This window comes from Pseudomonas sp. Sample_10 (assembly GCF_004321495.1).
In the GTDB taxonomy this organism is placed as follows: domain Bacteria; phylum Pseudomonadota; class Gammaproteobacteria; order Pseudomonadales; family Pseudomonadaceae; genus Aquipseudomonas.
The window spans coordinates 19,467-42,346 of record NZ_RCOE01000222.1 but is presented as its reverse complement, the minus strand read 5'-3'; the positions used below and the strand labels follow the sequence as shown (position 1 = coordinate 42,346).

The 22,880-nt window shown below is 60.5% G+C and carries 18 protein-coding genes; 7 read left to right on the top strand and 11 right to left on the bottom strand.

Annotation, left to right across the window (positions count from 1 at the left end):
• Window positions 1-82: 82 nt before the first annotated feature.
• Together D8U18_RS22565 and purL are read right to left on the bottom strand one after the other, a co-directional pair.
• Window positions 83-394: a YqfO family protein gene (locus D8U18_RS22565; RefSeq protein WP_130905804.1), complete on the bottom strand. Its 312-nt coding sequence runs from the start codon at window positions 392-394 to the stop codon at window positions 83-85.
• Window positions 395-399: 5 nt separating this feature from the next.
• The gene (purL, locus tag D8U18_RS22560) at window positions 400-4,296 is read right to left on the bottom strand and encodes a phosphoribosylformylglycinamidine synthase (protein ID WP_131108441.1); all 3,897 of its coding nucleotides are present in this window, start codon (window positions 4,294-4,296) and stop codon (window positions 400-402) included.
• A 285-nt stretch (window positions 4,297-4,581) separates the two neighbouring features.
• Here purL and mltF point away from each other — a divergent pair, with 285 nt between their 5' ends.
• The gene (gene mltF, locus D8U18_RS22555; RefSeq protein WP_131108439.1) at window positions 4,582-6,042 is read left to right on the top strand and encodes a membrane-bound lytic murein transglycosylase MltF; all 1,461 of its coding nucleotides are present in this window, start codon (window positions 4,582-4,584) and stop codon (window positions 6,040-6,042) included.
• Between the two features lie 126 nt (window positions 6,043-6,168).
• Here mltF and pdxJ read toward each other — a convergent pair whose 3' ends face one another.
• The 8 genes from pdxJ to lptF all read right to left on the bottom strand — a co-directional run bounded on the left by pdxJ (window position 6,169) and on the right by lptF (window position 14,622).
• Window positions 6,169-6,915 (bottom strand): pyridoxine 5'-phosphate synthase, encoded by a 747-nt coding sequence (pdxJ, locus tag D8U18_RS22550; protein WP_130907865.1) that lies wholly within the window; start codon window positions 6,913-6,915, stop codon window positions 6,169-6,171.
• Window positions 6,916-6,967: 52 nt separating this feature from the next.
• Window positions 6,968-7,657: a DNA repair protein RecO gene (gene recO, locus D8U18_RS22545; RefSeq protein ID WP_130907866.1), complete on the bottom strand. Its 690-nt coding sequence runs from the start codon at window positions 7,655-7,657 to the stop codon at window positions 6,968-6,970.
• 192 nt (window positions 7,658-7,849) lie between these two features.
• Window positions 7,850-8,752, bottom strand: coding sequence for a GTPase Era (era, locus tag D8U18_RS22540; RefSeq protein ID WP_008056597.1), 903 nt, complete (start codon window positions 8,750-8,752; stop codon window positions 7,850-7,852).
• Complete coding sequence (gene rnc, locus D8U18_RS22535; protein WP_018927089.1) at window positions 8,745-9,434, bottom strand: ribonuclease III; 690 nt, start codon at window positions 9,432-9,434, stop codon at window positions 8,745-8,747. Before rnc ends, era begins: the two co-directional genes overlap by 8 nt.
• Before the next feature lie 184 nt (window positions 9,435-9,618).
• Window positions 9,619-10,473, bottom strand: coding sequence for a signal peptidase I (gene lepB, locus D8U18_RS22530; protein WP_056855182.1), 855 nt, complete (start codon window positions 10,471-10,473; stop codon window positions 9,619-9,621).
• Between the two features lie 5 nt (window positions 10,474-10,478).
• Entirely contained in the window at window positions 10,479-12,278 is a 1,800-nt protein-coding gene (lepA, locus tag D8U18_RS22525; protein WP_056855181.1) for a translation elongation factor 4, read from the bottom strand.
• Between the two features lie 171 nt (window positions 12,279-12,449).
• A complete protein-coding gene (gene lptG, locus D8U18_RS22520) occupies window positions 12,450-13,511 on the bottom strand; it encodes an LPS export ABC transporter permease LptG (RefSeq protein WP_056855180.1) in 1,062 nt (353 codons plus the stop codon).
• Window positions 13,504-14,622, bottom strand: coding sequence for an LPS export ABC transporter permease LptF (gene lptF / locus D8U18_RS22515; RefSeq protein WP_056855179.1), 1,119 nt, complete (start codon window positions 14,620-14,622; stop codon window positions 13,504-13,506). Before lptF ends, lptG begins: the two co-directional genes overlap by 8 nt.
• Before the next feature lie 309 nt (window positions 14,623-14,931).
• Between lptF and D8U18_RS22510 the strand changes: the two genes are divergently transcribed.
• The 3 genes from D8U18_RS22510 to D8U18_RS22500 are packed head-to-tail and all read left to right on the top strand — an operon-like array spanning window position 14,932 to window position 17,310.
• On the top strand, window positions 14,932-16,422 hold the full coding sequence (locus tag D8U18_RS22510; protein WP_131108437.1) for a leucyl aminopeptidase: 1,491 nt from the start codon (window positions 14,932-14,934) through the stop codon (window positions 16,420-16,422).
• Window positions 16,423-16,480: 58 nt separating this feature from the next.
• Window positions 16,481-16,909 carry a DNA polymerase III subunit chi gene (locus D8U18_RS22505; protein ID WP_056855177.1) on the top strand — a complete coding sequence of 143 codons (429 nt, stop codon included), beginning with the start codon at window positions 16,481-16,483 and terminating at the stop codon, window positions 16,907-16,909.
• Window positions 16,910-16,917: 8 nt separating this feature from the next.
• Complete coding sequence (locus D8U18_RS22500; RefSeq protein WP_131108435.1) at window positions 16,918-17,310, top strand: DNA polymerase III subunit chi; 393 nt, start codon at window positions 16,918-16,920, stop codon at window positions 17,308-17,310.
• Window positions 17,311-17,417: 107 nt separating this feature from the next.
• Here the strand turns inward: D8U18_RS22500 and D8U18_RS22495 are convergent, their stop codons facing one another.
• A complete protein-coding gene (locus tag D8U18_RS22495) occupies window positions 17,418-18,185 on the bottom strand; it encodes a sulfite exporter TauE/SafE family protein (protein ID WP_131108434.1) in 768 nt (255 codons plus the stop codon).
• 135 nt (window positions 18,186-18,320) lie between these two features.
• Between D8U18_RS22495 and xseA the strand changes: the two genes are divergently transcribed.
• From xseA to leuA, 3 genes are all read left to right on the top strand, one after another.
• Complete coding sequence (gene xseA, locus D8U18_RS22490) at window positions 18,321-19,700, top strand: exodeoxyribonuclease VII large subunit (RefSeq protein WP_056855174.1); 1,380 nt, start codon at window positions 18,321-18,323, stop codon at window positions 19,698-19,700.
• Window positions 19,701-19,703: 3 nt separating this feature from the next.
• Window positions 19,704-20,525, top strand: a complete 822-nt coding sequence (locus tag D8U18_RS22485; protein ID WP_056855173.1) for a peptidoglycan DD-metalloendopeptidase family protein — start codon at window positions 19,704-19,706, stop codon at window positions 20,523-20,525.
• Between the two features lie 468 nt (window positions 20,526-20,993).
• Window positions 20,994-22,673: a 2-isopropylmalate synthase gene (gene leuA / locus D8U18_RS22480; protein WP_056855172.1), complete on the top strand. Its 1,680-nt coding sequence runs from the start codon at window positions 20,994-20,996 to the stop codon at window positions 22,671-22,673.
• Window positions 22,674-22,880: the final 207 nt, after the last annotated feature.

Sequence of the window (22,880 nt, the reverse complement as noted above, 5' to 3'; positions counted from 1 at the left end):
AGCGTGGGAACGATCATCCTGAGCAATAAAAAAACCCGCTGAAATCACTTTCAGCGGGTTTTTCATTTGAGCAGCAGGAGAATCAAAAATCCTCCAACCGCCACACCTCGTAAGCCGGCGTCTCGTAGGGATGGCTGTGTTTCAGAGCCGCCACTACCGGGCGAATCAACTCATCGGCCACCACCAGCTCAACTTTCCATTCCTCCACCCGTTCGACCTGCCCCGCTTCGCCAATGAACGGCTGGCTGCCGTCCAATGGACGAAACTGGCCTTGGCCCAACACCTGCCAGGCGCAGTGATCGTAAGCACCGATCCGTCCGCCACCAGCGGCGAATACGGCGCTTTTGACCACTTCGACATGACTGTCAGGAACAAAAAAGCAGAGCTTGTACACAGCGCTTAGTTCACCCAAACGCGAGCATTACGGAACATGCGCATCCAAGGTGCGTCTTCGTTCCAGTCTTCCGAACGCCACGAGTTCTGCACGGCACGGAACACACGCTCCGGGTGCGGCATCATGATCGTTACGCGACCGTCGCGGCTGGTCAAACCGGTGATCCCGCGCGGCGAACCGTTCGGGTTGGCCGGATAGGTTTCGGTGACCTTGCCGTGGTTGTCGACGAAACGCATCGCCACGCAACCGGACAGATCGGCTTCCAGCAATGCTTCTTCGCTGGCGAACTCGGCGTGACCTTCACCGTGAGCGATGGCGATCGGCATGCGCGAACCGGCCATGCCCTGCAGGAAGATCGAGTTCGATTCCTGGATCTGCACCATCGCCACACGGGCTTCGAACTGCTCGGAACGGTTACGCACGAAGTGCGGCCAGAACTCGCTGCCCGGGATCAGCTCGTGCAGGTTGGACATCATCTGGCAACCGTTGCACACGCCGAGGGTGAAGCTGTCGTTACGCTCGAAGAAACCCTGGAACGCATCGCGGGCACGGCTGTTGAACAGCGCCGATTTCGCCCAGCCTTCACCGGCACCCAATACGTCACCGTAGGAGAAGCCGCCGCAAGCGACCAGGCCCTTGAACTCGTTCAGGTCGACACGGCCGGCCAGAATGTCACTCATGTGCACGTCGATCGCGTTGAAACCGGCACGGTCGAACGCCGCCGCCATTTCCACCTGACCGTTGACGCCCTGCTCACGCAGCACGGCAACCTGTGGGCGGATGCCTTTCTTGATGTAAGGCGCGGCGATGTCCTGGTTGACGTCGTAGCTGAGCTTGACGCTCAGGCCCGGGTTGTCTTCTTCCAGCAGCACGTCGAATTCCTGATCGGCGCAGTCGGCGTTGTCACGCAGGCGCTGGATCTGGTAGCTGGTTTCGGCCCACTGGCGTTGCAACAGACGACGCTGGCCTTCGAACACGGTGTCACCGTTGAAGGTGATGTTGATCTGGCCGTTGTTGATCGGCTGACCGATCACCGACACGCAATCCCCCAGCCCGGCAGCGCTGAACTGCGCGAGGATATCCGGGGTAGCGTCCTGGCGAACCTGAATCACCGCGCCCAGCTCTTCGTTGAACAGGATCGCAGCGATGTCGGCGGAGGTTTCCGCCAGGCCGTCGAGGTTCAGGCTCAGGCCGCAGTGACCGGCGAACGCCATTTCCACGACGCTGGTCAGCAGACCACCGTCGGAACGGTCGTGGTAAGCCAGCAGGTGACCGTCGGCATTGAGGCCCTGGATCACCGCGAAGAAGGCTTTCAGGTCTTCGGCATCATCGACGTCTGGAGCCTGCTTGCCGAGCTTGCCATGCACCTGGGCGAGAATCGAAGCGCCCATGCGGTTCTGGCCTCGGCCGAGGTCGATCAGGATCAGGTCGGTGGTGCCCTTGTCCATGCGCAGTTGCGGGGTCAGGGTCTGGCGGATGTCAGTCACTGGCGCGAAACCGGTAACGATCAGCGACATTGGCGAAGTGACGGATTTGTCGACGCCTTCATCGTTCCAGCGGGTGGCCATGGACATCGAGTCCTTGCCCACCGGAATGGTGATGCCCAGCTCAGGGCACAGCTCCATGCCGACCGCTTTCACGGTGTCGTACAGACGCGCGTCTTCACCCGGGTGACCGGCCGCCGACATCCAGTTCGCCGACAGTTTGATGTCGGAGATCTTGCCGATGCGCGAGGCCGCGATGTTGGTCAGGGTTTCGCCGATGGCCATGCGGCCCGACGCCGGAGCGTCCAGCAGAGCCAGCGGAGTACGCTCGCCCATGGCCATCGCTTCACCGGTGTAGACGTCGAAGCTGGTGGCGGTGACGGCCACGTCGGCCACCGGGACCTGCCACGGGCCGACCATTTGGTCACGGGCCACGAGGCCGGTGATGGTGCGGTCGCCGATGGTGATCAGGAAGCTCTTGCTCGCGACGGCCGGGTGATGCAGGACGCGCTCGACGCAATTGGCGATGTCGAGGGTCGACGGATCGAAATCGTCGCCCAGCTCGTTTTCACGTACTACGGAACGGTGCATGCGCGGGGCTTTGCCCAGCAGCACTTCCAGAGGCATGTCCACCGGGCTGTTGCCGAAGTGGCTGTCGGTGACCGTCAGTTGCGGTTCGGCGGTCGCTTCGCCGACCACGGCGAACGGGCAACGCTCACGTTCGCAGATCGCCTTGAAGCGCTCGAAATCAGCCGGGCCGACCGCCAGAACGTAGCGTTCCTGGGATTCGTTGGACCAGATTTCGTGCGGGGCCATGCCCGGCTCGTCGTTTGGAATGTTGCGCAGTTCAAAACGGCCACCGCGGTCGCCGTCGTTGACCAGTTCCGGGAAGGCGTTGGACAGACCGCCCGCACCCACGTCGTGGATGAAGCTGATCGGGTTTTTGTCGCCCAGTTGCCAGCAACGGTCGATGACTTCCTGGCAGCGACGCTCCATCTCAGGGTTTTCACGCTGTACGGAAGCGAAGTCCAGGTCTGCCGAACTGGTGCCGGTGGCCATGGAGGAAGCGGCGCCGCCACCCAGGCCGATCAACATCGCCGGGCCGCCAAGCACGATCAGCTTGGAGCCGACGACGATCTCGCCTTTCTTGACGTGCTCTTCACGGATGTTGCCCATGCCGCCTGCGAGCATGATCGGCTTGTGGTAACCGCGAACTTCATCACCGTGCGGGGTGGTGATCGATTGTTCGAAGGTACGGAAGTAGCCAGTCAGGGCCGGACGACCGAATTCGTTGTTGAACGCAGCGCCGCCCAGCGGGCCTTCGATCATGATGTCCAGCGCGGTAACGATGCGCTCGGGCTTGCCGTACGGCACTTCCCACGGCTGTTCGAAGCCAGGGATCTGCAGGTTGGAGACGGTGAAACCGGTCAGGCCGGCCTTTGGCTTGGCGCCGCGACCGGTTGCACCTTCGTCACGGATCTCGCCACCGGAACCGGTGGATGCGCCCGGGAACGGGGCAATCGCGGTCGGGTGGTTGTGGGTCTCGACTTTCATCAGGATGTGCACCGGTTCCTGCACCGCGCCGTACTGGCGGGTTTCAGGGTCCGGGAAGAAACGCCCGGCCACGGAGCCGACGATCACCGAAGCGTTGTCCTTGTAAGCCGACAGAACGCCTTCGCTGTGCATCACGTAGGTGTTCTTGATCATGCCGAACAGGCTTTTTTCCTGGCTCTCGCCGTCGATGTCCCAACTGGCGTTGAAGATCTTGTGACGGCAATGCTCGGAGTTCGCCTGGGCGAACATCATCAATTCGATGTCGTGGGGGTTGCGTTTCAAGCCGACGAAGGCGTTGACCAGGTAATCGATCTCGTCTTCAGCCAGGGCCAGGCCCAGCTCGGTGTTGGCTTGTTCCAGCGCGGCACGGCCGCCACCCAACACGTCGATCGCGGTCAGCGGCTTTGGCTCGGCATGGCTGAACAGGCCGGCGGCTTGCTCAAGGTTGCCCAGGACGATCTGGGTCATGCGGTCGTGCAGAGCGTCAGCAATCAGTTGCGCCTCAGCATCGCTGAACTGGCCGGCAACGTAGAACGCAATGCCGCGCTCCAGGCGCTGGATCTTGGTCAGGCCGCAATTGCGAGCAATGTCGCTGGCCTTGCTCGACCACGGCGAGATGGTGCCGAAACGCGGCAGCACCAGGAACAGACGACCGGTCGGCTCCTGGACCGGAACGCTTGGACCGTACTTCAGAAGGCGCGCGAGCACCTGCTGTTCGTCGCCGGTCAGGACGCCGGTAACTTCGGCGAAGTGAGCGAATTCAGCATACAGGCCGCTGACAGCCGGAACCTTCTGGCTCAGTTGCTCAAGGAGTTTGCTGTGGCGAAAGGCAGAAAGGGCAGGAGCGCCGCGCAGGATCAACATCTTCGGGACAGCCTCGGGAAGGGGTGTGCTTTGAGGCCGTGCATTCTAGCCTAAACAGCCCGCGACATCACCCGAAACGCTACGCACGGTTGCACTCGAGTATCGATCTGTGTTTCTGCCTCGAAAGTCAGGTTAATCCGCGGTGAGACGAGCGCTTATTTTTACTGTAACAAAAAGCACACAAGTCCCATTCCTGCGGGGTTTCGGCCGGTTTTGTGATCTCTAGCAGACAAGCCCTTCGCTGTCGAGATATGGCGTCCGTGGTCCTTTGCGTATACTGCGCAGATGTTTTCCCCAACGGCTTTGCGTCCGCGGTACGCCAAATGGCTGATCGCAACCGGACTCTTCCTGGTGCTCGGTGGCTGTGTTGATAAACCCAACACGCTGGAGCGCGTAAAGGAGGATGGCGTGCTGCGGGTGGTTACCCGTAACAGTCCCGCCACCTACTTTCAGGATCGCAACGGTGAAACCGGCTTCGAATACGAGCTGGTGAAGCGCTTCGCCGACGATCTGGGGGTCGAATTGAAGATCGAGACCGCCGACAACCTCGACGACCTGTTCAACCAGGTGGGCAAGCCCAATGGCCCGGTGTTGGCGGCGGCCGGACTGGTCAGCAGCGAAGAGCGCAAGAAACAGGTGCGCTTCTCCCACTCCTATCTGGAAGTCACCCCGCAGGTCATTTATCGCAACGGCCAGTCGCGACCTACTGATGCCAAGGACCTGGTGGGCAAGAAAATCATGGTGCTCAAGGGCAGCACCCACGCCGGGCAATTGGCCGAGCTGAAAAAGAAATTTCCCGGCATCGAATACGAAGAGTCCGACCAGGTAGAAGTAGTCGATCTGTTGCGCATGGTCGACGAAGGCCAGATCGACTTGACCCTGGTCGACTCCAACGAAGTGGCGATGAACCAGGTGTATTTCACCAATATCCGGGTCGCCTTCGACCTGGGTGACGCCAGCAACCAAAGCTGGGCTGTCGCGCCAGGCGATGACAACAGCCTGCTCAACGAAATCAACGACTATCTGGACAAGGTTCAGAAAAACGGCACCCTGCAACGCCTGAAGGACCGTTACTACGGACACGTCGACGTGCTCGGCTACATGGGCGCCACCACCTTCGCCCAGCATTTGCAGCAACGTTTGCCCAAGTACGAAAAGCACTTCAAGGCCTATGCCAAAATCGAGAAAGTCGACTGGCGCCTGCTGGCAGCGGTCGGATATCAGGAATCCCTGTGGCAACCGGCCGTTACGTCCAAGACCGGCGTACGTGGCCTGATGATGCTGACCCAGAACACCGCTCAGGCCATGGGCGTGTCGAACCGCCTCGATCCGAAGCAGAGCATCATGGGCGGCGCCAAATACCTGGCTTACATGAAGGAGCAACTGGACGACTCGATCCAGGAACCGGACCGCACCTGGTTTGCCCTTGCGGCCTACAACGTTGGCAGTGGTCATCTCGATGACGCCCGCAAACTGGCGGCCAAGGAAGGGTTGAACCCGGACAAATGGCTGGACGTGAAGAAAATCCTGCCGCGCCTGTCGGAAAAGAAGTGGTACAGCAAGACCCGTTACGGCTACGCCCGTGGCGGCGAGCCGGTGCATTTCGTGGCGAACATCCGTCGCTACTACGACATCCTGACCTGGGTCACGCAGCCGCAGCTTGAAGGCGATCAGGTCGCCGAAGGCAAACTGCTCGTGCCGGGGATCGACAAGTCCAAACCGGCCCAAGAGCCAGCCCCACTCTGAATTTGATCGTTCCCATGCTCCGCGTGGGAATGCCGCCAGGGACGCTCCGCGTTCCGCTTCAAGAGCTGACGCAGAGCGTCAAGGTCAGCATTCCCACGCAGAGCGTGGGAACGAGCGGCGTAAGGCCTATGCCTTGGCAGCAGCCGCCAGAATCAGCGCCTTCATCTCCGACACCGCCGATTTGAAGCCGACGAACAACGCATGGGCCACCAGCGCATGGCCGATGTTCAGCTCGTTGATGCCCTTGATCGCCGCCACGGCTTCGACGTTGTGGTAATGCAGGCCATGGCCGGCGTTGACGATCAGCCCCTGGGCCAGGCCAAACGCCACGCCATCGGCCACACGCTTGAGCTCTTCAGCCACTTCGGTCGGCGTCTCGGCATCGGCATAACGCCCGGTGTGCAATTCGATCGCCGGGGCGCCAACGCGGCGCGAGGCTTCGATCTGGCGCTCGTCGGCATCGATGAACAGCGACACTTCAGCGCCGATCTTCGACAGACGCTCAACGGCCGCCTTGATCCGCTCCTCCTGCCCCGCTACGTCCAGACCGCCTTCGGTGGTCAGCTCCTGACGGGTTTCCGGCACCAGGCAAATGTGCGCCGGGCGGATACGCTCGGCGAACTGCATCATCTCTTCGGTGACGCCCATCTCGAAGTTCATGCGGGTTTGCAGCACGTCCTTGAGCAGCAGCACGTCGCGCTCCTGGATGTGCCGACGGTCTTCGCGCAGATGCACGGTGATGCCATCGGCGCCCGCCTCTTCCGCATCCAGTGCCGCCTTGACCGGGTCGGGGTAGCGAGTGCCCCGGGCCTGACGCAAGGTGGCAACGTGGTCGATGTTCACGCCAAGAAGAATGCGGGTGCTGGTGGTCACGGAAAGCGCTCCAGAAGAAGAGAAAGTTCGGTGCACAGCATACACGGGGAATTTACGGCTTTCGAAACAACTCGCGGGAAACCAGTGGTCGCCCGCCCAGATGCACGGCCAGCGCCTGGCGCATCAGGCGTTTGGCTGCGGATAAAGCACCCGGCGCACTCCAGTCGGCCTCGGCCATGGCCAGCAGTTCAGCGCCATTGAACAACCCCGGTTGCAGCAGGTAGACCCGTTCCAGCCCGGCATCCACTTGCAGCCGATAGAGGCCGTCCGAAGCGATGGGCTCGCCATGGATGTCCGTGCTCAACGAGAAACCGTAACCGAGATCATCAAGCAAGCGCCATTCGAACGAACGCAGCAACGGCTCCAGCGGACGGCCTTCGGCCAGGGCCAGCAAGGTCGCGGCATAGTGATCGAAAACGCCGGGATGCGGGTCTTCGGCGGGCAGCAGACGAATCAGCAATTCATTGAGATAAAGGCCGCTGAACAGCGCTTCACCATTGAGCCAGGTGGAAACACCGGCACTCTCCATGCGCCCGACATTCTTCAGCTCGCCCCTGCCCCGGAACTCGACTTCCAGCGGCACGAACGGCCGCGCCAATGTCCCGGCCTTGCCCCGCGCACTGCGCAACACCGCCCGCAACCGACCTTGCGGCGTGAGGAAGTCGACCAACGCGCTGCTTTCGCGGTAGGCGCGGGAGTGCAAGACGTAGGCGGGTTGGGCGGGAGGCGGGCTGCTTGACATCAGTTTTCGAAACTCTGGAGATCCACTGTGGCGAGGGAGCTTGCTGCCGCTGGGTTGCGAAGCGGCCCCAAAACCGTGCACCTCAGTGTTTCAGGGAAAACACAATGGCAGGGATTACGACTGCTTCGCAGCCGAGCGGGAGCGAGGCCCCTCGCCACAGAGGCCCCGCTCCCACAGTCGATCCGTGTTGATTTACAAGTCGCCGTAACCCAGCGAACGCAAAGCGCGCTCGTCATCGGACCAACCACCCTTCACCTTGACCCACAGGTTGAGCATGATCTTGGAGTCGAACAACAGCTCCATGTCCTTGCGCGCCTCGGTGCCGATACGCTTGATGCGCTCGCCCTTGTCGCCAATGATGATTTTCTTCTGGCCGTCACGTTCGACGAGGATCAAGGCATGGATGTGCAGAGTCTTGCCCTGCTGCTTGAACTCTTCGATTTCGACGGTGATCTGGTACGGCAGCTCGGCGCCCATCTGGCGCATGATTTTCTCGCGTACCAGTTCGGCGGCGAGGAAGCGGCTGCTGCGGTCGGTGATCTGATCTTCCGGGAAGAAGTGATCGTTTTCCGGCAGGTGATCGGCGATCACGCGCTCCAGGGCATCAAGGTTATGACCGTGCTGGGCGGAAATCGGAATGATCTGTGCGTTCGGCAGCTGTTCCTGCAACCAGGACAGGTGCGGCATCAGCTCGGCCTTGTCTTCGATTCGGTCGGTCTTGTTCAGCGCCACGATCAGCGGGCCGGTGACGTACTGCACGCGCTCGAGGACCATCTGGTCTTCGTCGGTCCACTTGGTGCGGTCGACCACGAAGATCACCACGTCGACATCTTTCAACGCCGCCGAAGCGGTCTTGTTCATGTAGCGGTTCAGAGCCTTCTCGCCACCCTTGTGCATGCCCGGGGTGTCGACGTAGATCGCTTGCACATCACCTTCGGTCTTGATGCCGAGCATGTTGTGGCGGGTGGTTTGCGGCTTGCGCGAAGTGATCGCCAGCTTCTGACCCAGGATGTGGTTCAGCAGCGTGGACTTGCCCACGTTGGGACGGCCGACGATGGCAACATAGCCACAGCGAGTTGCGTTTGTATCAGTCATTGCCATTCTCCACACCCAGGGCAATCAGTGCTGCGGCGGCCGCTACCTGTTCGGCAATACGACGACTCACACCCTGACCTCGGCTTTTTTCATTCAGTAAGATGATTTCGCATTCGACGAAGAACGTCCGGCAATGCGGTTCACCCTGGATATCCACCACTTCGTAACGCGGCAGTTCGCAACCACGGGACTGCAGGAACTCCTGCAGGCGGGTTTTCGGGTCTTTGTTGGTGTCGACCAGCGTCAGGCCTTCGAACTCTCCAGCCAGCCAGGCCAGCACGCGCTCACGCGCCACTTCCATGCCGGCATCCAGATAGATCGCACCGATCAGTGCTTCCAGGGCATCGGCCAGAATCGATTCGCGACGGAATCCGCCGCTCTTCAGCTCGCCGGAACCCAGGCGCAGGTACTCGCCCAGATCGAAACCACGGGCCAGTACGGCCAGGGTCTCACCTTTCACCAAACGCGCGCGCAAACGCGACAATTGGCCTTCGCGGGCCAGCGGGAAGCGATCGAACAGCGCTTCGCCTGCAACGAAATTGAGGATGGCATCACCGAGGAATTCCAGGCGCTCATTGTTGCGCCCGGCAAAGCTGCGATGAGTCAGGGCCAGGACCATCAGTTCCTGATCCTTGAAGGTGTAGCCGAGCTGACGCTCGAGACGGCTTAAGGAGACGCTCACGGTTTACCCACGCTGAGTTCGTGGTTGGATTCCACCGCCATCGCCGGGATTTGGCGCAGGCCTGGGACAATTAACGCTGTGTTCAAAAATAACGTCCTGAATATCATTGGCTTCATGCATCTGGCGCCGATTGTGCCGGTTCCAGAAATGCATTCGGCGCTGTGTTCAACAGCGCCGTGTTTGATTACTTGATCAGGCCAACCCGCGAGAAATTCGGCAGGTGACTGAGTTTGGGTTCCGGCCAGCTCATCCAGACTGCAAAGGCCTTGCCGACAATGTTCTTGTCGGGAACCATGCCCAGCAGATCCTTGGGAATGCTCGGATCATCCCAGTAGCGACTGTCGTTCGAGTTGTCGCGGTTGTCGCCCATCATGAAGTAGTGCCCGGCAGGCACCGTCCAGGAACGATCCGGTGCGGCGCGGTAGCGGCTCATTTCCTTGCGGATCAGGTGCTCGGCGATGCCGAGTTTTTCCTTGTAGAGCTCGGCACTGCCCAGCGTGCCCGGCTCGGAGCCGACCAGTTGCTCGGCAATCGACTGGCCGTTGACGAACAAGCGCTTGTCGGCGGTGTAACGCACTACATCCCCCGGCAGGCCCACTACACGCTTGATGTAGTTGACGTTCGGATCGCTCGGGTAGCGGAACACCATCACATCGCCGCGCTGCGGCTCGCCGACTTCGATGATTTTCTTGTCGATCACCGGCAGGCGGATCCCATAGGAAAACTTGCTCACCAGAATGAAGTCGCCAACGTCCAGGGTCGGCTTCATCGAACCGGAAGGAATCTGGAACGGTTCCACCAGGAACGAACGCAGCACCAGCACGATGAACAACACCGGGAAGAACGACTTGCCGTATTCAACCAGCAGCGGTTCTTTGTTCAGCTTTTCGACAACCACCCTGTCCGGCTGGCTGACGCTGCCCTGATAGGAGGCAATGGCGGCACGCCGACGCGGCGCCAGGATCAACAGATCAAGCAACGCCAACAGGCCGCAGACGAACACGGCGATGACCAGCAACAGCGGGAAATTTAGTGACATAGGACCTAACTATCCAACCTGAGCACGGCAAGGAAGGCTTCTTGTGGAATTTCCACGTTACCGACCTGCTTCATGCGTTTTTTACCGGCCTTTTGCTTTTCCAGCAGCTTTTTCTTACGGCTGACGTCACCACCGTAGCATTTGGCCAATACGTTCTTTCTGAGCGCCTTGACGGTTGTCCGCGCCACAATCTGCCCGCCAATGGCGGCCTGGATTGCCACGTCGAACATCTGCCGCGGAATCAGTTCTTTCATCTTCTCGGTCAACTGGCGACCTTTGTAGTGCGCATTGTCACGGTGCACGATCAACGCCAGGGCATCGACCTTGTCGCCGTTGATCAGCACGTCCAGTTTCACCAGACTAGCCGATTGGTAACGATCGAAATGATAATCCAGCGAAGCATAGCCGCGGCTGGTGGATTTCAGGCGATCGAAGAAGTCCAGCACCACTTCGTTCATCGGCAGGTCGTAGGTCACTTGAACCTGGGTGCCGAGGAACAGCATGTCGACCTGCACGCCGCGTTTTTCGATGCACAGGGTAATGACGTTACCCAGGTGCTCTTGCGGCACAAGAATGTTGGCACGCACGATCGGCTCGCGCATGTCTTCGATCGAAGACAAGTCCGGCAGTTTCGACGGGTTATCGACGTAGATCGTCTCACCGGTCTTGAGCAGCAGCTCGAAGATTACTGTCGGTGCGGTGGTGATCAGGTCCAGGTCGTACTCGCGCTCCAGGCGCTCCTGGATGATCTCCATGTGCAGCATGCCGAGGAAGCCACAACGGAAGCCGAAGCCCAGGGCGTCGGAGCTTTCCGGGGTGTATTGCAGCGACGAGTCGTTCAGGGTGAGCTTTTGCAGCGCTTCGCGGAAATCTTCGAAGTCGTCGGAGCTGACCGGGAACAGACCGGCGTAGACCTGCGGCTGGATGCGCTTGAAACCTGGCAGTACGTCGACGTCCGGCGTCGAGCTCAAGGTCAGGGTATCGCCCACTGGCGCGCCGTGAATGTCCTTGATGCCGGCGATGATGAAGCCTACTTCGCCGGCCTTCAGGTCAACGGTAGCGGTGTGTTTCGGGTTGAATACGCCGACGCTGTCCACCAGGTGGATCTTGCCGGTGGACTTGACCAGAATCTTGTCGCCCTTCTTCACCCGGCCGTGACGCACACGCACCAGGGAGACAACGCCCAGGTAGTTGTCGAACCAGGAATCGATGATCAACGCTTGCAGCGGATCTTCGATGTTGCCGGTCGGCGCAGGAATGGTGGTGACCAGACGCTCAAGCACTTCATCGACGCCCAGACCGGTCTTGGCAGAGCAAGTGACCGCGTCGGTGGCATCAATGCCGATGATTTTTTCGATTTCTTCTTTGACACGGTCCGGATCGGCCTGTGGCAGGTCGATCTTGTTCAGCACCGGCATCACTTCCAGGCCCTGTTCGATGGCCGTGTAGCAGTTGGCAACCGACTGCGCTTCAACGCCTTGACCGGCATCGACCACCAGCAGTGCGCCTTCACAAGCGGCCAGCGAGCGGCTGACTTCGTAGGTGAAGTCAACGTGGCCCGGGGTATCAATGAAGTTCAGCTGATAGGTGATGCCATCGCGGGCTTTGTAATACAGAGTAACGCTGTGGGCCTTGATGGTGATCCCGCGCTCACGCTCAAGATCCATGGAATCCAGTACCTGGGCTTCCATTTCACGCTCGGCCAGGCCGCCGCACATCTGGATGAAGCGATCGGCCAGCGTCGACTTGCCATGGTCAATGTGGGCGATGATGGAGAAATTGCGGATATGACTCAAATCACTCACGGATCAACACTCAAAAAGGCTGCAGGCATAGCCCGCCGAAAAATAGCCGGGAATTGTACCTGATCCCCGGTGCAAGCGTCACGTTTGCAGGCCGGACGGCCTGTACAAAAACGCCCCGGTCTTGCGACAGGGGCGTTTTTTATCATCAGCGAGATCAGCAAGAGGCTGCCATCAACCGGCGCGACGCAACAGCCAGAGCCCGGCCAGGGCACAGACACTGGCCGGCACCAGCACCGCAAACAGCGGCGAGAAACCGAACACCAGGCTCGAAGGCCCCAGCAAATCCTGGGCGATGCGGAAGGTGAACCCCACCAGTACACCGGTGAACACTCGCTGACCGAGGGTCACCGAGCGCAATGGGCCGAAGATGAAAGAGATGGCCATCAATACCAGGGCGGCGGTGACCAGCGGCTGCAACACCTTGACCCAAAATGCCAGCCAGTAGCGACCATTGTTCAGGCCCTGGTCCGCCAGATAGTGGATGTAACCCCACAGGCCGGTGATCGACAGCGAGTCGGGCGCCATGACCACGGTGCTCAGCAGCTGCGGGCTCAACGCCACATCCCAGCGCTCGACCGGCGTACTGACCACTTCCGTGCTCTTTTCGTGGAACAGCGTGGTGGTGACGTCGCTCAGCTGCCAGTGATCCTTGTCGAACTCCGCACGCTTGGCGAAGCTGGAAGACAGCATGTGGCGCTGATCATCGAAGCGATAGCGGGTCACGCCATACAGCAAGCCGTTGGGCTGCACGGAGTTGACGTGAATGAACTCGTCACCCTGACGGTGCCACAGCCCATGCTTGGCACTCTGCGCATCGCCACTGCCCTGAGCCAGCGAACGGTTGGCCTGAGCGGTGCTTTCGGTTGCCGGCGCGACGTACTCGCCAATCAGCAGCCCTACCAGCATCAGCACCAGCATCGGCTTCATGACCGCCCAAACGATCCGCCCGATCGATACGCCAGCCGCGCGCATGATGGTCAGTTCACTGTTGCTGGCCAGGCTGCCGAGACCGATCAGGCAGCCGATCAGTGCCGCCATCGGCAACATGTCATACAGACGCCGCGGCGCCGTCAGCAACACATAGCTGAGCACGTCGACCAGGGTGTAGGTATCGCTGACGTCGCTCATCTCGTCAATGAACGCAAACAGGGTTGCCAGGCCAAGAATGATCCCCAATACCGCAAGGATCGCCATGAATACGCTGCTACCGATGTAGCGATCGAGCTTAACCACGGGCCACCTCCAGCGCGCTGCGGCGACTCGCCATCTTCAAGCGCAGAGGCTCCCAATAAAGCAGGCCCAGGCCGATGGCCAGGAATATCCCGTGCACCCACCACAAGCCCAGCGCAGGTGGAATCTTGCCCTTTTCGAGCGCGCCGCGAGCGGCAATCAGGATGGTCAGGTAAGCCATATACAGAAGAATCGCCGGCAACAACTTGAGGAAACGACCCTGGCGCGGATTGACCCGCGACAACGGCACCGCCATCAAGGTCACGATAAACACCAGCAATGGCAGGGACAGACGCCATTGCAGTTCGGTACGGGAGCGAATGTCGTCACTGCCGAGCAACGAGGTGGTGGTCATCGCGTCGCGGTCGGTCACTTCGTCACTGACATCCGGCTTGGGCAGCAACACACCGTACTCGTCGTACTTGATCGCCCGGTAATCGGCCTGCCCGGGGTTACCGTCGTAGCGATAGCCATTGTCGAGAATCAGGTAACGGTTCCCGTCGGGGCGAATTTCCTGGCGGCCCTTCTCAGCCACCAGCACGGAGATCCCGCGATCCTTCTTGTCGGAACTGATGTTTTTCTGCGAAATGAAGACGCCGCCCAAGTTGATGCGGTCATCCGACAACTGTTCGGTGTAGGTCACCCGGGTGCCGTCACGCAGCGCCTGGAAACGGCCCGGCTCCAGGGTATCGAACTCGGTCAGGGCGTCCTGCTTGTTGAGCAACAGTTGAAACTGATTGGCACCCTGTGGCGCCAGGCTCAGGCTCAACCATGCCACGACCAGCGCCACCAGCGTGGCTGGAAACAGGGTCATGCGGAACAGGCGCTGCTGACTCATGCCGGTGGCCGAAAGCACGGTCATCTCACTCTCGAGGTACAGGCGACCGTATGAGAGCAGAATCCCGAGGAACAGACCCAATGGCAGGATCAGTTGGAGGAAGCCCGGCAGGCGAAAGCCCATGATCAGGAACAGCGACCCCGGATCCAGTTGACCCGAAGCGGCTTGGGCGAGGTATTTGATGAAGCGTCCACTCATGATGATGACCAGCAGCACGGCGCTGACGGCGCTCAAGGTCAACAGGACTTCGCGGGATAGATAACGGAAGACGATCAAACCAGACACTCCAGGGTTGTCAGGCTAAGGCGGCCAAACAAGCAAACATATCAGACAGCTCTAATGCAGAGCCGCCGAAAAAAAGATGGCGCATTATCCTGTGATTGATCGCGCCTGTCACTTCGCACCGCGCGAGCAGGCTGTCAAAGCGCTGAAGATCGTACAACCGAGGGTTGTCAGGCGCCGGTAGCGAGGTTCAAACTGCGGCCTTCGTCGCCGGTCACGACCGGCGCCTTTCTATTTATAGGCGAGCGACATACACACTTGTCGAGCGCTTGCGTGTTGACTATCAAATTCAGGGACCCGGACATGGAACTGGTTGTAAAAAGCGTTAACCCGGAAACGTTGAAGACCGCCACCCTGGTGGTTGCCGTCAGCGAAGGCCGCAAGCTCGGCGCCGTCGCCAAACAACTCGACGAACTCAGCGGTGGCGCCATCAGCGCCGTTCTGAAGCGCGGCGACCTGGCCGGCAAAGTTGGCCAAAGCCTGTTGCTGCACAGCCTGCCGAACCTCAAAGCCGAACGCGTGCTGCTGGTGGGCGTGGGCAAGGATGAAGAGCTGGGCGACCGTCCGTTCCGCAAAACCATCGCCGGCATCCTCAACACCCTCAAAAGCCTGGGCGGCAGCGACGCCGTGCTGGCCCTGGACGAAGTTGTGGTCAAGGGCCGCGACAGCTACGGCAAGACCCGTCTGCTGGCCGAAACCCTGGTGGACGGCGAATATCAGTTCGATCAGTTCAAGAGCCAGAAAGCCGAACCGCGTGCCCTGAAGAGAATCACCCTGCTGACCATCAAGGCCGCCCTGGCTGAAGTCCAGCGCGCCGTGACCCACGCCACCGCAATCGCCAACGGCATGGCCTTCACCCGTAACCTGGGCAACCTGCCACCGAACATCTGCCACCCGACCTTCCTCGGCGAGCAGGCGAAAAACCTCGGCAAGGAATTCAAGGATCTGAAAGTCGAAGTCCTCGACGAGAAGAAGATCAAGGCCCTGGGCATGGGTTCGTTCTACGCCGTAGGCCAGGGCAGCGCCCAGCCGCCACGCCTGATCGTCATGCAATACAACGGCGGCAAGAAATCCGAGAAGCCATATGCGCTGGTCGGTAAAGGCATCACCTTCGACACCGGCGGCATCAGCCTCAAGCCAGGTGCCGGCATGGATGAAATGAAGTACGACATGGGCGGCGCCGCCAGCGTGTTCGGCACCCTGCGTGCCGTGCTCGAACTGAAGCTGCCGATCAACCTGGTGTGCATCCTGGCGTGCGCCGAGAACATGCCGAGCGGCAACGCGTCGCGTCCGGGCGACATCGTCACCACCATGAGCGGCCAGACCGTGGAAATCCTCAACACCGACGCCGAAGGCCGTCTGGTGCTGTGCGATGCCCTGACCTACTCCGAGCGTTTCAAGCCGCAAGCGGTGATCGACATCGCCACCCTGACCGGCGCCTGCGTGGTTGCCCTGGGCTCCCATACCTCGGGCCTGCTGGGCAACAACGACGAATTGATCGGCCAACTGCTGAGCGCCGGCCAGGCTGCCGACGACCGCGCCTGGCAACTGCCGCTGTTCGATGAATACCAGGAACAACTGGACAGCCCGTTTGCCGACATCGCCAACATTGGCGGCCCGAAAGCCGGCACCATCACCGCGGCCTGCTTCCTGTCGCGCTTCACCAAGAACCTCAACTGGGCACACCTGGACATCGCCGGCACAGCCTGGACCAGCGGCGGCAAGGACAAGGGCGCCACTGGCCGCCCGGTTCCACTGCTGACCCAATACCTGCTGGATCGCGCCAAAGCCTGAAACCAATGAACCTGGGCGGCGTCGCTTCGGCTGACGCCGCCCAGGCTCAGGAACCGCAATGACCAAAGTCGACTTTTACATCCTGCCCAGTGCCGATCCTTCGGCACGCCTGGACTTCGCCTGCAAGCTCACCGAAAAAGCCTGGCGCATGGGCCACCGCGTCTACCTGCATTGCAGCGACGCCGCCCAGCGTGATGATCTCGATGCACGCCTGTGGGCTTTCAAGGGCGAAAGCTTTGTGCCCCACGGCCCTGCTGAAAGTGAATCGGACGGTTTGATTGTCCTGGGTCTGGGTGACGACTGCGGTCAGCATCAGGACCTGCTGGTCAACCTCGACCTGAAAGTCCCGGCCTTTGCCCAGCGCTTCGCCCGCGTGGCGGAAGTGGTGGTTGAAGATCCGACGATCAAAGCGGCCGCGCGGGAGAGTTTCCGTTTCTACCGCGAACAGGGCTATCCTCTGCAAGATCACCGTTTACAGCGACTCTGAGCATTCCGATGGACACTCCAAAACCGCTGCAAAAGTCCGCGCATCTGCTGGACGACCTTGAGTCGATCCGCCAATTGCTCGGCGATGACAACCTGCAACCACCGCTGTTGACCGACACGGTCGAGGACGGTGACCAGGAACAGATCCCAATGTTGTTCGACACCGTCAGCGAACCTGCGCCGACCATCGCACCGACACCTCCCCCCAGGCCCGCCGCTCAACCAGCGCCAAGTGCCGAGAAGAACGGCGACGCGCTGCTGTACCTCGACAGCGAACTGCGCGCCGCCGCGCAACTGATCATGCAAGACGTGATCGACGACTTCGCACCGCACATCGAAACCGAAATCAAACGACGCCTTAACGCGCGGCTTGAGCGGTTGCTAAGCCAGTACAACGATTGATACTGAGCTGACACATGTTGCTTTCCTGTAGGAGCAAGGCTTGCCCGCGATGGCGTCCGTGAGATCGCTATCGCGGGCAAGCCATGCTCCTACAAGAGCGCTGCGCATCAGGTGCTGAGGTAACGCCCGATCAAGGCAATCCCGCTGGCCAGCACCAACCAGGTCACCAACCGCACGAACGCCTCGCGGGACAAGCGCTTGGTCAGCCGTCGGCCAATCCACAACCCCAGCGCCATTGCCGGTAGCAGGCACAGCGCCAACACCAGCAATGGCAGTTCGGCATACACGCCTGCGACCGCAAACAGACTCAAGCGCACCACGGTGCTGCAACTGATCAGCGCGCTTTGCGTCGCCCTCGCCTCATCCTTGGGCAGCCGACTGTTCAGGTAGATCGCATACAAGAAACCGCCACTGCCAAACAACGCGCCGAACATCCCGCCCACTGTCCCCATGGGCACCGCCCACGCGGCGGACAATTGTGCCGGTCGGACTTTTATCCACAGGCTGTAGACCGCGTAGGCGCTGATGAACACCCCCATCAGCAGCAGCAACAGATCGGATTTCAGGTTCAGCAGAAAAATCACCCCGAGGGTGCAGCCCAGCGCCATGCACGGCAGCAATCGCAGCAACTCCGGTTTCGCCACATCCCGTCGCGAGGGCAACAGGTTGCCGAACGCCGCGACAAAATCCAGCAACACCAACAGCGGCACGATTTTCGACAATGGCATGAACAGAATCAGAATCGGCCCGGCGACCAGCGCGGTACCGAAGCCGGCGATGCCGAATACGATGTAGGCCAGGGCGATGCCCGCGCCGATGATCAACCAGTCCATGGCGCCGAATGGCCATTGGGTCAACAACTCAACCACGCTCATTCCCCTTGTCATCCTTGATTACCGCTGACGACTTTAACCCTGTGCGAGCCAACTCGCTGCCACAAAAAAACCTTCCACAACGGATTTATGCCGGATCATGGAGATTGCCCACCAAATGCCTTTAAACTGCGCCCCATGATTAAAGATCCCTTTGCAAGACTCGGCCTGGACCGTGAAGTCCTGACCGTCAGCCAGCTCAACGGCCGCGCGCGGGTGTTGCTCGAAGATGTGTTCAGCAACATCTGGGTCGAAGGCGAAATCTCCAACCTCGCCCGTCCTGCCTCCGGCCACGTCTACTTCACCCTCAAGGACAGCGGCGCCCAAGTGCGTTGCGCGCTGTTCCGGCAGAACGCCGCGCGAGTGCGCCAAGCGTTGAAGGACGGCCTGGCGGTCAAGGTGCGCGGCAAAGTTTCGTTGTTCGAAGGACGCGGCGATTACCAGCTGATACTCGACACCGTGGAGCCAGCGGGTGACGGCGCGCTGCGCCTGGCCTTCGATGCCTTGAAGGAAAAACTCAGCGCCGAAGGCTTGTTCAGTGCCGAACGTAAAGTGCCATTGCCGGCGCATCCGCAACGCATTGGCATTATCAGCTCGCCGACCGGAGCGGTGATCCGCGACATCATCAGCGTATTCCGCCGCCGTGCGCCGCAAGTGCAACTGACGCTGATTCCCACCGCCGTACAGGGCCGCGAAGCGACGGCACAGATTGTCCGCGCCCTGAAGCTGGCGGATGCCCGTGGCTTCGACGCGTTGATCCTGGCCCGGGGCGGTGGCTCGCTGGAAGACCTCTGGTGCTTTAACGAAGAAGCCGTGGCCCGCGCCGTGGATGCCTGCGTGACGCCCATTGTCAGCGCCGTTGGCCATGAAACCGACGTCTCGATCAGCGACTTCGTGGCCGACGTTCGAGCGCCGACGCCATCCGCCGCCGCCGAACTGCTGGCACCGGACTCCAGCGACCTGGTGCGCCGGGTCGAAAGCCTGCATCGCCGACTGGTGATGCGCATGCGCGACCGGCTGATGCGTGATCGATTGCGCCTGGAAGGCATCTCTCGCCGTCTGCGCCATCCGGGAGAACGCCTGCGGCAGCAAGCGCAACGCCTGGATGATCTGGACATGCGCATGCGTCGCGCGTTTGAACGCAGCCTCAACACCCGACGCGAGCGACTGATCCGCCTGGAAACCCGCCTCGCCGGGCAACATCCCGGCCGGCAACTGGCGATGCTGCGCCAACGCCTCGACAGCCTTGCCGAACGCCTGCCCCGCGCCATCCGCGAGGGTCTGAAAAGCCGCCGCTTGCAGTTACAAAGCCAGATGCAGACGTTGCACGTGGTCAGCCCTCTGGCGACCCTCGGCCGCGGCTACAGCATTTTGCTCGACGAACGCGGCAACGCGATCCGCAGCGCCAAGCAAACCCATACGGGTCAGCGCCTCAAGGCCAAGCTCGGTGAAGGTGAACTGCAAGTGCGGGTCGAAGACAATCACCTGACACCCGTCACCCTTTCTCTACTGGACTGATCCATGCCGCGTTTTTTTGCTTCGCTGCTGCTGTTGTGCCTGACCTTCAATGCCCATGCCGACAGCTACATCACGCGCCTGTTGAACAAACCGGTGCCAGGCGGCGTGGCCGTCGTCGACCTGGGAGTTGCGGCACAAGCACCGAAAGCCAGCTATCAGGGCAAACCGGTGTTGGTGGTCAAGGAGCAGAACAACTGGCTGGCCATCGTTGGCGTGCCGTTGACGGTCAAGCCGGGTGCCCAATCCATCAGCAGCGGCGGTCGCGACCTGAAATTCACTGTCGGCAACAAGAAATACCCGGAACAGCGCATCACCTTGAAAAACACCCAGCAGGTCAATCCGGACCCGGAGAATCTCAAGCGCATCGAGCGTGAACTCGCCGAGCAGATTGCCGCCTATCGCACCTTCAGCCCGAACACCCCAAGCAACCTGCTGCTGGATAAACCGGTCAACGGCCCGCTGTCGAGCAAGTTCGGCGTGCGCCGCTTCTTCAACGGTGAAGAACGCAATCCCCATTCCGGCCTGGATTTCGCGGTGGGCGCAGGCACACCGATCAAGACCCCGGCGGCGGGCAAGGTGATTTTGCTCGGCAATTACTTCTTCAACGGCAACACCGTGTTCGTCGATCACGGTCAGGGCTTCATCAGCATGTTCTGTCACATGTCGAAGATCGACGTGAAGGTCGGCCAGCAACTGGCTCGCGGCGCAGTGGTCGGCAAAGTCGGAGCGACTGGCCGCGCGACCGGGCCGCACATGCACTGGAATATCAGCCTGAATGATGCGCGGGTGGATCCAGCGATTTTCATTGGGGCATTTCAGCCTTAGTAATTTGTGCCGGATACGCCTCAATCCCTGTAGGAGCCAGCCTGCTGGCGAAAAACGCTTAGGCACCGCGACCATTCAGGCATGGCTCGTTATCGATGACGTCCATCGCGAGCAGGGCTCGCTCCTACAGGAGCTTTCAGCACCACAGGCGATTGCGCATCGACCAAACCTTGCGCAAACAAGCAAAAGAACAACGCGAATCAACGCAATATAATCTCGATAAAGATGCGCTAGCGAGGATTCCTCTCAATTTTTTTCGACCGCTTGCCATCCTTCACCCCCAAGGTTAGGGTTGAAGGCATGAAAACCTCTCACACCCTCATTCAGCTCCGCCAGCACCGCAGTTTGTGCCTCGTCAGCGCGCGACTGCCGGGCTGAATTGCGGCGCCTCGTCCCAAGCGTTACCCCAAGAACTTTTGATCCACCGGCAGGCCGCCTTTTTTCGGCCCACACAATAAGGATTTCCCGATGAGCATGCTCAAAGACCCGTCTTCGAAATACCGCGCGTTCCCGACCATCGACATTCCGGACCGCACCTGGCCGTCGAAGACCATCACCAGCGCGCCGATCTGGTGCAGCTCCGACCTGCGTGACGGTAACCAGTCGCTGATCGAACCGATGGACGCCGTCAAGAAGCTGCGCTTCTGGAAAACCCTGGTGCAGGTCGGTGTGAAAGAAATCGAAGCGTCGTTCCCGGCCGCCTCGCAAACCGACTTCGACTTCGTCCGCACCCTGATCGAAGGCAACCACATCCCGGACGACACCACCATCCAGGTGTTGACCCAGGGCCGTGAAGACCTGATCGAGCGCACGTTCGAATCCCTGCGTGGCGCGAAGAAAGCCATCGTTCACCTGTACAACGCAACCTCCCCTTCCTTCCGCCGCATCGTCTTCAATCAGGACAAGGACGGGATCAAGGAAATCGCCGTCAGCGCGGCCAAGCTGTTCGTCAAATACGCCGCCCAGCAGCCTGAAACCGAGTGGACATTCGAATACTCCCCGGAAACCTTCAGCGCTACCGAGCTGGAGTTCGCCAAGGAAGTCTGTGATGCGGTGATCGAGGTCTGGAACCCGACGCCTGAGCACAAGATGATCCTCAACCTGCCGGCCACCGTCGAATGCGCGACCCCGAACATCTATGCCGACCAGATCGAATGGTTCGGCCGTCACATCAACCGTCGTGACAGCGTGATCATCAGCCTGCACACCCACAACGACCGTGGTACTGGCGTAGCCGCCACCGAACTGGGCCTGATGGCTGGCGCCGACCGTGTCGAAGGGTGCCTGTTCGGCAACGGCGAGCGCACCGGTAACGTCGATCTCGTGACCGTGGCCCTGAACATGTACACCCAGGGTCTCGACCCTCAACTGGATTTCTCCGACATCGATGGCGTGCGCAAAGTCGTCGAAGAGTGCAACCAGATCCAGGTGCACCCGCGCCATCCGTACGTTGGCGACCTTGTGCACACCGCGTTCTCCGGTTCGCACCAGGATGCAATCCGCAAGGGCTTCGCCCAGCAGAAATCCGATGCATTGTGGGAAGTGCCATACCTGCCGATCGACCCGGCCGATATCGGTCGCAGCTACGAGGCGGTGATTCGCGTCAACAGCCAGTCGGGCAAGGGCGGCATCGCCTACTTGCTGGAGCAGGAATACGGCATCAGCCTGCCGCGTCGCATGCAAATCGAGTTCAGCCAGGTGGTGCAGCGTGAAACCGACCGTCTGGGCCTGGAAATGACTGCCCAGCAGATCCACGCCCTGCTGCACAGCGAGTACCTGCAAGCCAACACCCCGTACGCGCTGGTCAGCCATCGCCTGCAGGAGGAAAACGGCAACAGCGCCGTCGAAGTGGAAGTGGCCAGCAAAGGTCAGGGCGAAACCAACCTGCACTGGCGCGGCAAGGGCAATGGCGCGCTGGAAGCGTTGGTGGCCGGTCTGCCGATTCCTGTGGAAATCATGGACTACAACGAACACGCCATCGGCGCAGGCACCAATGCCAAGGCGGCGGCCTACATCGAACTGCGTGTGAACGGTGAACGTGCAGTGCACGGCGTGGGTATCGATGAGAACATCACCACCGCCAGCTTCAAGGCACTGTTCAGCGCGCTGAACCGTTCGCTGAGCCAGCCGGAAGCGAAAGCGGCGTAAACCTTCGCTGCAATGCAAAAGGCCCCGGGGTGTGAACCTTCGGGGCCTTTTTTTGTCTGCTTGTTTGTTGATCGTTCCCCCGCTCTGCGTGGGAATGCCTCAAGGGACGCTTCGCGCTCCAGCTGCGGAGATGGGACGCAGAGCGTCCCGGACTGCGTTCCCACGCGGAGCGTGGGTACGATCGAAAGGTACCGGGGGTTGTTGATC